We start from the raw sequence: 12,609 nt of genomic DNA on the forward strand, positions 1-12,609 counted from the left end.
CGATGTGCGCGCGCCGCACGGGCGGCCTACCGTGACGAGCATGGGTGCAGCTGTGGAGCTGGAGGCGGGCGGCAGGACCGTACGGCTGTCCAGCCCTGAGAAGATCTACTTTCCCGAGCGCGGCTTCACCAAGCTGGACGTGGCCCGCTACTACCTGGCCGTGGGGGACGGGATCACCCGCGCCCTGCGCGACCGGCCCACCACCCTGGAGCGCTTCCCCGAAGGCGTCGACGGCGAGTCGTTCTTCCAGAAGCGGGCGCCGAAGAACCTGCCCGACTGGATCCCCACCGCGCACATCACCTTCCCCAGCGGCCGCAGCGCCGACGAGATCCGGCCGACCGAGGTCGCCGCCGTGCTCTGGGCCGCCAACCTGGGCTGTCTCACCTTCCACCCCTGGCCGGTACGGGGTGACCGGCTCGACCACCCCGACGAGCTGCGGATCGACCTCGACCCGCAGCCGGGCACCGACTTCGCCGACGCCGTCAGGGCGGCGCACGAGCTGAACGCGTTCCTCGGCGAGCTGGGGCTCACCGGCTGGCTCAAGACATCCGGCGGGCGCGGCCTCCATGTCTTCGTACCGATCGAACCCCGCTGGACCTTCACCCAGGTGCGCCGCGCGGCCATCGCCACCGGGCGCGAGCTGGAGCGCCGGATGCCGGGCCGGGTCACCACGGCCTGGTGGAAGGAGGAGCGCGGCGAGCGGATCTTCGTCGACTACAACCAGACGGCGCGTGACCGCACCATCGCCTCCGCCTACTCCGTACGGCCGCGGCCGCACGCCCCGGTCTCGGCGCCGCTGCGCTGGGACGAGCTGGACGACGTCGCGCCGCAGGACTTCGACATCGCCACGATGCCGGTGAGATACGCCGACGTCGGCGACGTCCACGCGGGGATGGACGAGCATCCGCACAGTTTGGAAGGGCTGCTGGAGCTGGCCGACCGCGACGAGCGCGACCACGGCCACGGCGATCTGCCGTATCCGCCGGACTATCCGAAGATGCCGGGGGAGCCCAAGCGGGTCCAGCCCAGCAAGGCCAGGCCGGAGAAGCCGGAGAAGTGAGGACGCCCCCTCCCCGCGCGGTGCGCGCGGGGAGGGGGCACTCTGGTCGACCGGCTCTGTCGGCGCCGGTCACAGCTCCTTGATACGGACGTTGCGGTACGAGACCAGGTCCGTGGTGCTGTGGTTCTGCAGGCCGATGTAGCCGGACGAGTAACGCCGTCCGTCCGTGCCCACGTCACCGTCGCGCGGCGGCTCGAAGGCCTGGCCCGCGTTGTTGTCGAACTCGTTGATCAGGACACCGTTGCGGAAGATCTTGAAGTGCTGATCGACCGCCTGGATCTCGTAGTCGTTCCAGGTGCCCTTGGTGGTGGGATGCGCCCCGGCCAGACCCACGCGGTCGAAGCCGTAGACGGACCCGGTCTTGTACATGTCGCCGCCAGGACCGTCGTAGACCTGGATCTCGTGGCCGTAGTTGATCGCCACCCACTCAGGACGGGACTCCCCGGGGAAGTCGTGCGGCTGCGGGAAGCGGATGAAGACACCGCCGTTGGCGTTGCCCGTACCGGTGGCGTCGTCGCGGAACTGGAGCTTCAGTGAGAAGTTGTCGTACTTCCGCACCGGGTACCACTCCATGCCCAGACTGCCCCCGACCGTCGGGTTGACGGTCATGGTGCCGTCCGTGGTCAGGTCGATCTGACCGCCGCCGACGTGCTCCCACTTGTCGAAGGACGCCTGGGTGCCGTCGAAGATGTCCTTGTACCCCTCGGTCTGACCCGGGAGGCCGATCTTCGACTGCTTGGCGGCCTTGGTGATCGCCTTCTGCTCGCGCTTGTCGATGACGTTCTCGCTCAGCAACTGGCTGAGCACACCGTCGACATGCTTCAGGAAGAGCGCCTGTGAGGTCCACTCACGCTCGTCCTCGATCCGCTCGTTGATGGTGCAGCGGTTGCTGGTGATCCGGTTCGGCACACCCGTGTCGACCGTGCCGACGATGACCGTCAGCCGCTCGTCGTGCTCGGCGCACGGGGGCGGCGGCACGCCACCGCCCTCGACGACGGTGAACGACACCTCCTTGGCCTGCGAGGTGTTGCCGGCCTTGTCGGTCGCGCGGTGCGCCAGCGTGTGCGCGCCCGCCCGGTCGACGATGACCGGTGTGGTGTACGCGAGGTACGGGCCCGCGTCGATGGAGTACTCGACCTTGTCGACACCCGAGTCGTCGTCGGTGGCCGTGAGGGTCACCTTGGCACTCGTGATGTAGGCGCCGTTCGAGTTCTTGCTGCCCGTGACGGCCGCCGAGGTGACGGGAGCCGTCGTGTCCTCGGCCGGCGGTGCCACGACGGTGAAGTCGACCGACTTCTCCGCAGCCGCGTTGCCCGCCTTGTCGGTCGCGCGGTAGCGGACCGTCCGGGCGCCGGTCTCGTGGACCATCACCGGCGCGGTGTACGGCTGCCAGGCACCGTCGGCGCCGATCGCGTACTCGATGGTGTTGACGCCTGACCCGGTGTCGGACGCGGTCACCGTGACCGTGGCCATGCCCAGGTAGTTGCCGTCGGCGTCCTTCTCGCCGCTCACGGTCGCCGAGGTCTCCGGCGCCGTGGTGTCGTCGGTCGGTGGCGCCACGACGGTGAAGTCGGCCGACTTCTCCGCGGCGGCGTTGCCCGCCTTGTCGGTGGCCCGGTATCTGATCGACTGGTCACCGACCTGGTCCACCACGACGGGGGCGGTGTAGGGCTGCCACTCGCCGTCGGCGCCGACCGCGTACTCGATGGTGCCGACCCCGGACGAGTCGTCCGTCGCCGTCACCGTGACGGTCGCCGAACCGACGTACGCGCCGTCGGCGTTCTGCTGTCCGTCCACCTTGGCCGCGGTCTCGGGGGCCGTGGTGTCCTCGCCACCGCCGCCGTCGGTCACGACCAGGATGCCGGTCATCATGTTGTGGCCGGGCATGCTGCAGAAGTAGCGGTAGGTGCCCGGGGTCAGGTTGACCTCGACGGAGTGCTTGCCGCCGGTGTCGTCGGCCGGGTTGGCCAGGATGTTGACCGAGACGTCGTTGTTGTAGTCGGTGTTGGAGACGTCGAAGGTCAACGTGTGCGGCATGCCGGTGGTGTTGCCGGTCGCCGCGCTGTTCTCGAAGACGAGCGTCGCGGGGCCCGCCACCGCCGTGGTCGGTGCGCTGAGGAAGTGGTCGATGGGGTCACCGGCCGTCCAGTTGAGCGTCTGGGCCGCCGCCGCACCCGCCTTGGCGTCGGCGCCTGAGCGTCCGTACGCCGCGGTCGAGGTCAGCCCCAGCACCAGCAGCAACGCACCCACCAGGGCGGTCCAGAGGCGTAGAGGTCGCTGTCTCACTGGGCTGCCTTCCTGGCGAGGTCCTTGGCGGCCGGAGTGGGCGCACCGCCCTTGTAGGTGATGTGCCACAGCGCGGAGTCCTTGTCGGAGTTGAAGAAGCCGCGCCCGTAGTCGAGGACGTAGAGCGAGCCGTCCGGGGCGAACTTCCAGTCCATCAGGTTGCGGATACCGCCCGCACCGACCGGAATGATCTTCCGCAGGGAGTCGGCGCTGACGGGCAGCCCGCCCTCGCCGGCGTTCTTCGGGTCCATCTGCACCGCGTGGCGCGGGTTGGTGGCGTCGTAGAAGTCACCCACGAACCACTTGCCGTCCCAGTACTCGGGCCACTTGACGCTGCTCTTGACCGTCGGGTCGAACCGGTAGACCGGGCCGTCCATGGTGGCCTGGCCGCCGCCCTTGAGCCACGGCAGCAGGTACGTCGCCTGGGTCGGGTCGTAGCTGGGTACGCCGTCCGCGTTGCGCGGGTAGTCGGGCGCACCGCCCTGCGGCGAGTACCAGATGTTGTTGGCCTCGGCCGGCGGGATGTTCACCAGACCGTCGTTGTTGGGCGACTCGTTCTTCAGGTGGTCGCAGTCGTACCAGCCGAGCGGCTTGGTCGGGTCGGGCAGGTTGCGGTCGCGGTAGGGCTGCTTGTTGCCCATGCAGTAGGGCCAGCCGTGGTTGCCCGCGTGGGTGATGACCGAGAAGGTGTCGTACTTCGCCGGGCCCCAGGTGGTGCTCGGCTCACCCGCGTCGGGTCCGACCCAGCCCGCGTAGAGCGTGTCGGTCTTCTTGTCGATGGAGATACGTGCCGGGTTGCGCACGCCCATCACATAGATCTCACCGCGGGTCTTGCCGCCGCCCTCGGCGGTCTCCTTGCCGGTGAAGAGGTTCCCCTCCGGCAGGGTGTACGTGCCGTCCTGCTCGGGGTGGATCCGCAGGATCTTGCCGTTGAGGTTGTTGGTGTTGCCCGCCGTGCGGCGCGCGTCGGCGAAGGAGACACCCTTGTAGTTGGGCTCGGGGTTGTTGCCCGAGTAACCGTCGCTGAACTGCGACGAGTTGTTGTCACCGACGGCGATGTACAGGTTGCCCTTCGAGTCGAAGGCCATCCCGCCGCCCGCGTGGCAGCAGCTGTGGATCTGGGCGGGCCACTGGAGCAGCACCTTCTCGGAGGTCATGTCCAGCTTGTCGGTCGTCGGGTTCAGGGTGAACCTCGCGACCCGGCGCTGCCCGATCTGGGTGTCGCGGTCGATCTCGGAGAACGGCGAGTAGTAGACGTACACCCAGCCGTTGGTCGCGAAGTTCGGGTCCAGGGTGATCCCCAGCAGCCCCTCCTCGACCTTGACCAGCTCGTCGCCGCCGCCCTTGTTGCCGAAGACCGTCAGCGATCCCGCGAGGGTCACCTGCTTCGTCTTCGGGTCGTAGATGTGGATCTGGCCGATGCCCTTGCCGACGTTGGGGTCGTTCCAGTCGGTCACCACGGGCGCGTTCGCGGCGCCGCCGCCGCGGCCGATGTAGATCACCCGTCCGTCCGGCATGATCGTCATGCCGTGCGGCTCGCCGATCTGATCCTGCTGGTCGGGCTGGTTCGGCTGGGTGACGCGCTCCGCCGTGTAGTTGGCGTCGATCGTCGCCTTGCAGTCGGCGCGCGAGAGGCGCGTCGTCCACTGGAGGGCGCCGCGCAGGTGGTCGCGGAAGTCGGTCTCGGAGTACGAGTCGGCCGTGCCGCCCATGGCGGTGTAGAACGAGCGGCCGCCGTCGTAGTCGCGGCACCAGGAAACCGGGTGGTCAGCGCCGTTGGCGCCGGTGCCCGGCTTGTAGGTGCTCTCCCTGACCTTGGCGACTGTGTGCACCGAACCGGTCGGGTTGGTGGCCCAGTTGAACCACTGGTCGGAGCGCTTCCACTCCAGCGGCAGGTCCTTGGTCGCCGGGTGGACGCGGTCGCCGACCTCGACGGTCGCGCGCTGGACGGCCGGCGGGGCCGACGCGGCGGGCCGGGCCCCGATCAGTCCGGTGAACCAGTCCGAGTACGGCTCGGTGTTGGCCGCGTCATGGATGCCGAGGAAGCCGCCTCCGGCCTCCACGTACGACTCGAGCCCGGCTTCCTGGTCGGGGTCGAGCACATCGCCGCCGCCCGTCAGGAAGACGACCGCGTTGTACTTGCCGAGCTTGTTGGCGTTGGTGAAGACCGAACCGTCCGCGGTGGCCTCGGTCTTGAAGCGCTTGCCCGCCGGGCTGGTCTGCCCGATCGCCTCGATCGCCTCGATACCGGCGTTGACGACGGGCGACTCCTCGGTCGCGGACGCGTAGTAGACGAGCACCTTGACGTTCGAGCCGCCGGGCGGCGAAGGAAGGTCGAGTGCCTTCGCCGTGGACACCGGCGCCTGGTTGGCGGTCGCGGCGGTTCCGCCGAGCAGAGATGCCGCCATCGCGCCGGCCAACAGGGCCACGGTTATTCCGCGCCTCGATCTTGACCGGTGATGTGGTGCGCGCTGCATGTTTCACCCACCCCTCTTTGGTCACAGCAACAGCCAGGAAAGCTAGACCCCTTTCGGCGGTCCGCCAATAGCTATGACCGGAATCCCACAAACTTTGTCCTGAGTGTGGATAAACGAAGATCCCTGGTCTACCGTGTGGCCGACCCCGGGGGAGCAAGCCCCTGCAAATTCCGTACGGCACGCGGGAGTTCGGCATGGCCATGGACAGACGGAGCTTCAACCGGCGGCTGTTGGCGGGCGGCGCCGCCGCGACGGGCGTGACGTCGCTCGCGGTCGCATCGGCCCCAGCGGCCACTTCAGCCACCTCCGCCACCTCGGCGGCGACCCCTCCCAAGACCGCGCCCGCCGGTGGGCAGGTGCGTCATATCACCCTGTTCGCCGAGAAGTTGGCGGACGGTTCGATGGGTTACGGCCTGGAGAAGGGCAAGGCGACGATCCCGGGACCGCTCATCGAGCTGGTCGAGGGCGACACGCTGCACATCGACTTCGAGAACACGATGGACGTGGCCGCCAGTCTCCACGTCCACGGCGTCGACTACGACGTCGCCAGCGACGGCACCAGGATGAACAAGAGCCATGTGGAACCCGGCGGCAAGCGCACCTACACCTGGCGCACGCACGCCCCGGGCAAGCGCGCCGACGGCACCTGGCAGCCGGGCAGCGCGGGCTACTGGCACTACCACGACCATGTCGTGGGCACCGACCACGGCACCGGCGGGATCCGGGCCGGCATGTACGGCCCCGTTGTGGTCCGCAGGAAGGGCGACATCCTGCCCGACAAGCAGTTCACCATCGTCTTCAACGACCTGCAGATCAACAACAAGCCGGCGGCCGAGTCGCCCAACTTCGAGGCCACGGTGGGCGACCGGCTCGAAGTCATCATGATCACGCACGGTGAGTACTACCACACGTTCCACATCCACGGTCACCGCTGGGCGGACAACAGGACCGGCCTGCTGACAGGTCCCGACGACACCAGCCCGGTCATCGACACGAAGATCACCGGGCCTGCCAACTCCTTCGGCTTCCAGATCATCGCCGGGGAGCATGTGGGCGCGGGCGCCTGGATGTACCACTGCCATGTGCAGAGCCATTCCGACATGGGCATGGCCGGGATGTTCCTGATCGCCAAGCCGGACGGCACCATCCCCAACTACGACCCCGACCACCACCCGATGGGCACGAAGGGAACGAAGACCACCAAGGGAATGAAGGGCATGGCCGACATGCCCGGCATGGACCACTCCGCCCACTGAGGCCCGGTCCGGCGGCGGACACCCTGGTACGCGCGTGACACACATGCGGCGTCGGCGTATCAGGAGGAGACTCGGAAGTACGCGCGACGTGTGTCACGACGGGTCTCCACCGAAGGAGCGCACCATGCTCACCAGGCCGTTCGCCGCCGGCTCCCCGAACTGGACCGATCTCGCCACCCCTGACATCGAGGACGCGACGGGCTTCTACGGCGGGCTGTTCGGCTGGACGTTCCGGTCGGCGGGGCCCGAGGCCGGCGGGTACGGCATGTTCCAGCTGGACGGCAGGACCGTCGCCGGAGCCATGGCCGTACCGCCGGACCAGGCGCCGCCGTCCTGGTCGCTCTACTTCCAGGCGCCGGACGCGCAGGCCACGGCGAAGGCCGTCGCCAAGGGCGGCGGCTCCGTCGTGCTCAAGCCCACGGACGTCATGGACATCGGCAGGATGTCGGTCTTCAACGATCCCTCCGGTGCCGGGTTCTCCGTCTGGCAGCCCGGCCACAACAAGGGCATGGGCCTCGTCGACGAGCCCGGCAGCCTGTGCTGGACCGAGCTGTACACCCCGGACGAGGCGGCGGCCTACGGCTTCTACCGGTCGGTCTTCGGCTGGGAGAGCCTCACCATGCCGATGCCGGGCGGCGGCGGCTCGTACCGGATGGTGCACCCGGCGGGAAACAGCCCCGACAGCATGTTCGGCGGGCTCGTGCCGCTCGGCTCCGACCCCCTGGAGGCGGACAGCCACCCGCACTGGCTGCTGTACTTCGCGGTGGACGACTGCGACGCCGCCGTACGGACCGCCGAGCGGCTCGGCGGCGCCGTGCGGCTGGCCCCGACCGACATCGAGGGCGTCGGCAGGTTCGCCAAGCTGACCGACCCGTACGGCGCCGAGTTCGCCGTCATGCGCGGCGTGACGCCGGAGGGCTGACCCGCCAGGGACGACCCGTTGACGCTTCGTCAAGAGGATGTTTATCGCGGCCCGGCAAGGTGTCCCCATGCCGATCAACGTCACCGACAGCACCGTGGACCGCATCATGGACAGCACGCCAGAGCCGTATGCCCACCGCGACGACGCACTCGCCTGGCAGGAGAACGCCCTGTGCGCCCAGACAGGCGCCGACTTCTTCTTCCCCGCCCCTGGCTCCTCCACCCGCGAGGCGAAGCAGCTGTGCGGCGCCTGTGAGGGCCGGGAGGCGTGCCTGGCCTACGCGCTGGACCACGACGAGCGGTTCGGGGTGTGGGGCGGCCTCTCCGAGAAGGAGCGGCAGCGCCTGCGGCGGGGCCGCGCCTGACCCCGCGCTTCGCCGGTCGGGTGACGATCAGCGGGGGCGCGCCGGTCAGTGCGTGATGCGGAACGTCTCCCCGTACACCCGCCACTTCAGCGGCAGCGAGAGATCCAGGTTGCCCTCGTCGAGGAAGACCCGCTGGGCCGTGTCGATCCGTGAGCTGTCCCGCTGCGCCGCCGTGGGCATCCGCTTCATCACCGAGCGGCCCGCGTCCAGGAAGGCGTTCAGATAGGTCTTCTCGTCCCCGCCCCCGGCCTTGGTCCTGGCCTGTTTCATCGCCGCCTCGCGGATGCCGTAGAAGCCCTCGTCGTCATGGCCGGGGCCGTGCAGCACCATCGCGTCGTAGTAGATGAACTGGCCGAGCGTGCCGAGCCCGTCCTGCTTGGCCCGCTTCACCGCCGGATCGAAGTAGAGCGTGTCGCGGATCGTGTCCTGCGCCTCGCGGAACGAGGCGGACCGCGCGGCCTTGGCCCAGGCCGCGGTGAAGCCGGGGTCGAGCCCCTGGTGCGAGTCGCCGCCGTCCACCTCGCGCAGCGCCGGCAGATAGCGCGCGAGCGGGTTGTCCGGGTGGGTCCTGGTGTACGCCTCGACCAGTTGCAGCATGTCGTGGGTGCCGGAGCAGAAACCGATCACACCCGCCGTGTAGCCGTTGCCGTCGCCCAGATCCTCGATCGCGCCGTACTGGCCGCGCCAGTCCAGCGTGGAGCTCTCCGCGCTGGCCAGGAGCCGCGCCGCGATCTCCTTCTTGCCCGGGGCCGCGAGTCCGTCCGGGCGGTCGGCGCCCGGTGAAACGGAGGCGAGCGGGTCGGGCGCGCTGCGGCCCGGGAGCGCCGGCGGATGGTCGGCGAGCGCCCCCGAGTCGCCGCCACGGCCGAAGATGACGGCCACGACGACGACTACGGGGGCGCCTATCAGAAGGAGGCGGGTGGCTGGCTTCACGGTGAAGAGCGTACGACGCCCGCACATCTGTCCAGAGCGGCGTCAGCCCGCGGCGCGGGCCGCCATCCGCGCCTTGCGGGCGGCGAGCTTCTCGTCGAACTTGCTCGCCTCGCAGTCCAGACCGCCCATGTACACGCCGATCTCCTCCTGCGCCCTGAGCCCCTCCGGGCCGAGCCCGTCGATGTCGAGCACCTTCAGGTAGCGCAGGATCGGCTGGAGCACGTCGTCGTGGTGGATCCGCATGTTGTAGATCTCCCCTATGGCCATCTGCGCCGCCGCGCGCTCGAAGCCCGGCATGCCGTGCCCCGGCATCCGGAAGTCGACGACCACGTCCCGGACGGCCAGCATGGTCGCGTCGGGGGCCAGCTCGAAGGCCGCGCCCAGCAGATTCCGGTAGAAGACCATGTGCAGGTTCTCGTCGGTGGAGATCCTGGCCAGCATCCGGTCGCAGACCGGGTCGCCCGACTGGTGTCCGGTGTTGCGGTGCGAGACGCGGGTCGCCAGCTCCTGGAAGGCCACATAGGCCACGGAGTGCAGCATGGAGTGCCGGTTGTCGGACTCGTACCCCTCCGACATGTGCGCCATCCGGAACTGCTCCAGCTTGTCCGGGTCGACGGCACGCGAGGTGAGCAGGTAGTCACGCATCACGATGCCATGCCTGCCCTCCTCGGCGGTCCAGCGGTGCACCCAGGTGCCCCAGGCGCCGTCGCGGCCGAAGAGCGAGGCGATCTCGTGGTGGTAGCTGGGGAGGTTGTCCTCGGTCAGCAGATTGACGACGAGCGCCGTCTTGCCGATGTCGGTGACCTTGGACTGGTCCGGCGCCCAGGCCTCGCCGTCGTCGAAGATCCCGGGGAAGTTGCGGCCGTCGGACCAGGGCACGTACTCGTGCGGCATCCAGTCCTTGGCCGCCTTGAGATGGCGATTGAGCTCCTTCTCCACCACCTCTTCGAGGGCGTACAGCAGTCGGGCGTCTGTCCACGCGTCCGAACTGCCGAGGTGCGGAGAGGTGAGCGTCACGGGTACTCCTGGGGACGGGAGAAAAAACCTACGGACTCGTAGGTTACGAGACCGTAGGTTAAAGCCGAGGTAAGCCTCTGGCCAAGACCCGGGGAACGGAACCCTTCCGTCCGGGGTGCGCCGCAGGGCGCCGAAGGGGACAGAAGCGCAGGTCAGACGTACAAGTCACGCAAGCGCACGGACAGGCAGGTCACACAGCCCTCACGCTTCTCGAATTCACTGATGTCGACCAATACCGGCTCGTAGCCGAGGCTCGCGAACAGCTCGGCCGTCTTGGGCGCGCTCGCCGCCATCAGCAGCCGGCCGCCGCCGAGCAGCACCACGTGCGCGCCGGACTCCTCCGGCACCGGCAGGAAGCGCGGGAAGACGGACGGCACGTCCACCAGCGGCTCGTAACCGATCACCGTGGCGTCCGGCAGCGCCGTCACCGCCGACTTCAGATGGAGCACCTTGCTCACGGGTACGGCGACGACGCGCGCCCCGAGCGGTTCGAAGGCCGCCCGCAGCTGCTGCACGCCCGCCGCGTTCGTCCGGCCGCCCTGGCCCACGTAGACGGTGTCGCCGGTCTTCAGCACATCACCGCCGTCGAGTGTGCCCGGCTCCCATATCCAGTTCACCGAGCAGCCGAGCCTGCCCAGCTCCTGCTCCACGGCGGCCGTCTCGCCGCGCCGGGACAGCGCCCCAGGACGGGCGACGAGGGCCACGTTGCGGAACATCACCACCGTGTCCTCGACGAACACACCGTCCGGGCAGTCGTCGGCGGGCGCCACCTCGACGGTCTCCCAGCCGTGTTCACGCAGCGTCCCGACGTACGCCTCCCACTGCAGGCCGGCGAGCGCGGTGTCGACGGCGGTACGTTCGAGATGGGTGACCAGCCCCTCGGCGAGGCGCGGGCTCGGGCGGCGGATCAGGGCTTTCCTGCTGGGCACGGGCGTCTCTCCAGGTCCATGAGGTTCCGGTCGCGCCCATCATGACCCGATGTGCCCCCGTTACGGAATGGCCGGATCCCGTCGCAGGTGCTCGGCCGTGCTGGACCTCGGGTCGTCCAGCAACTGGCGCGGAGTGCCTTCGAACACGATCTCACCACCATTTTTACCGCCGTCGGGACCGAGATCGATCACCCAGTCCGAACGTTTCACGACATCCATACTGTGCTCCACACAAATCACCGAGTTGCCCGCGTCCACCAGCCGGTCGAACAGCGCGACCAGTGTGCGCACATCGGCCAGGTGCAGCCCGGTGGTCGGCTCGTCGAGCACGTACACACTGCCGGTGCGGTGCAGTTGGGTGGCGAGTTTGACGCGCTGGCGCTCGCCCCCGGAGAGCGAGCTGAGCGGCCTGCCGAGCGCCAGGTAGGTGAGCCCGACGTCGTGCAGGGCGCGCAGCTTGCGCAGCAGCGCCCGGTCGCCGGTGAACTCCAGGAACTCCACGGCGTGCGCCGCCGTCATGTCCAGTACGTCCACGATGGAGGCGCCGCGCACCCGGTGCTTCAGCACGTCGTCGTGGAAGCGCCGCCCCTCGCAGGCCGCGCAGACCGCGGTCACCGGATCCATGAAGGCCAGATCGGTGTGGATGACTCCGCGCCCGGCGCAATTCCCGCAGGCACCCGAGGAGTTGAAGCTGAACAGGCCGGGGTCGACACCGTTCTCCTTGGCGAAGAGCGCGCGCACGGTGTCCAGCACACCCAGGTAGGAGGCGGGCGTCGAGCGCGACGACACACCGATGGCGCCCTGGTCGATGACGACCGACTGCGGGTGGGCCGCCGTGAACACCCCGCAGACCAAGGACGACTTACCTGATCCGGCCACCCCGGTGACGGTGGTGAGCACCCCGGTGGGAAACCGCACGTCGATGCCTTTGAGATTGTGCAACGCGGCTCCGGTCACCGCGAGATGGCCGGTGGGGGAGCGGAACGAGTCCTTCATCGGGGTACGTTCACGAAGGCAGCGCCCGGTGAGTGTGTCCGCGGCCGCCAGCCCGGCGGCCGGACCCTCGTACACGACATGGCCGCCGTCGGCGCCCGCGCCGGGACCCATGTCGACGACATGGTCGGCGACGGCGATCACATCGGGGTCGTGCTCCACCACCAGGACCGTGTTGCCCTTGTCGCGCAGCCGGACCAGCAGGTCGGCCAGCCTGCCGACATCGCGGGGATGCAGTCCCACGCTCGGCTCGTCGAAGACATAGGTGAGCCCGGTCAGCGAACTCCCCAGATGGCGCACCATCTTGAGCCGCTGGCCCTCGCCGCCCGACAGGCTGGTGGTCTCCCGGTCCAGACTCAGATAGCCGAGCCC

Annotated in this window: 10 protein-coding genes; 4 read left to right on the forward strand and 6 right to left on the reverse strand. The window is 69.0% G+C overall.

All coding sequences use genetic code 11. The annotated features are described in order from the left end of the window. The first annotated feature begins 40 nt into the window (after positions 1-40). Positions 41-1,060 (forward strand): non-homologous end-joining DNA ligase, encoded by a 1,020-nt coding sequence (ligD, locus tag HY68_RS26075; RefSeq protein WP_041993050.1) that lies wholly within the window; start codon positions 41-43, stop codon positions 1,058-1,060. 69 nt (positions 1,061-1,129) lie between these two features. Here the strand turns inward: ligD and HY68_RS26080 are convergent, their stop codons facing one another. Together HY68_RS26080 and HY68_RS26085 are read right to left on the reverse strand one after the other, a co-directional pair. Beyond that, positions 1,130-3,346 (reverse strand): family 16 glycoside hydrolase, encoded by a 2,217-nt coding sequence (locus tag HY68_RS26080; RefSeq protein WP_041993053.1) that lies wholly within the window; start codon positions 3,344-3,346, stop codon positions 1,130-1,132. Beyond that, positions 3,343-5,823 carry a ThuA domain-containing protein gene (locus HY68_RS26085; protein ID WP_107070130.1) on the reverse strand — a complete coding sequence of 827 codons (2,481 nt, stop codon included), beginning with the start codon at positions 5,821-5,823 and terminating at the stop codon, positions 3,343-3,345. Before HY68_RS26085 ends, HY68_RS26080 begins: the two co-directional genes overlap by 4 nt. Positions 5,824-6,023: 200 nt before the next feature. Between HY68_RS26085 and HY68_RS26090 the strand changes: the two genes are divergently transcribed. From HY68_RS26090 to HY68_RS26100, 3 genes are all read left to right on the forward strand, one after another. Continuing rightward, positions 6,024-7,079 carry a multicopper oxidase domain-containing protein gene (locus HY68_RS26090; protein ID WP_052457286.1) on the forward strand — a complete coding sequence of 352 codons (1,056 nt, stop codon included), beginning with the start codon at positions 6,024-6,026 and terminating at the stop codon, positions 7,077-7,079. 124 nt (positions 7,080-7,203) lie between these two features. Next, complete coding sequence (locus HY68_RS26095) at positions 7,204-8,001, forward strand: VOC family protein (RefSeq protein WP_041993056.1); 798 nt, start codon at positions 7,204-7,206, stop codon at positions 7,999-8,001. 106 nt (positions 8,002-8,107) lie between these two features. Then, entirely contained in the window at positions 8,108-8,365 is a 258-nt protein-coding gene (locus HY68_RS26100) for a WhiB family transcriptional regulator (protein ID WP_041997198.1), read from the forward strand. Positions 8,366-8,410: 45 nt separating this feature from the next. Here the strand turns inward: HY68_RS26100 and HY68_RS26105 are convergent, their stop codons facing one another. From HY68_RS26105 to HY68_RS45465, 4 genes are all read right to left on the reverse strand, one after another. Then, positions 8,411-9,325, reverse strand: coding sequence for a chitosanase (locus HY68_RS26105; protein WP_041993059.1), 915 nt, complete (start codon positions 9,323-9,325; stop codon positions 8,411-8,413). A 15-nt stretch (positions 9,326-9,340) separates the two neighbouring features. After that, positions 9,341-10,315 carry an acyl-ACP desaturase gene (locus HY68_RS26110; RefSeq protein WP_041993062.1) on the reverse strand — a complete coding sequence of 325 codons (975 nt, stop codon included), beginning with the start codon at positions 10,313-10,315 and terminating at the stop codon, positions 9,341-9,343. Between the two features lie 152 nt (positions 10,316-10,467). Further along, a complete protein-coding gene (gene ddaH, locus HY68_RS26115) occupies positions 10,468-11,244 on the reverse strand; it encodes a dimethylargininase (RefSeq protein WP_041993065.1) in 777 nt (258 codons plus the stop codon). Between the two features lie 60 nt (positions 11,245-11,304). Further along, a partial coding sequence (locus HY68_RS45465) for an ATP-binding cassette domain-containing protein (protein ID WP_041993068.1) occupies positions 11,305-12,609 on the reverse strand: 1,305 nt, incomplete at its 5' end.

The sequence above is a fragment of the Streptomyces sp. AcH 505 genome (assembly GCF_000818175.1).
Lineage (GTDB): Bacteria > Actinomycetota > Actinomycetes > Streptomycetales > Streptomycetaceae > Streptomyces.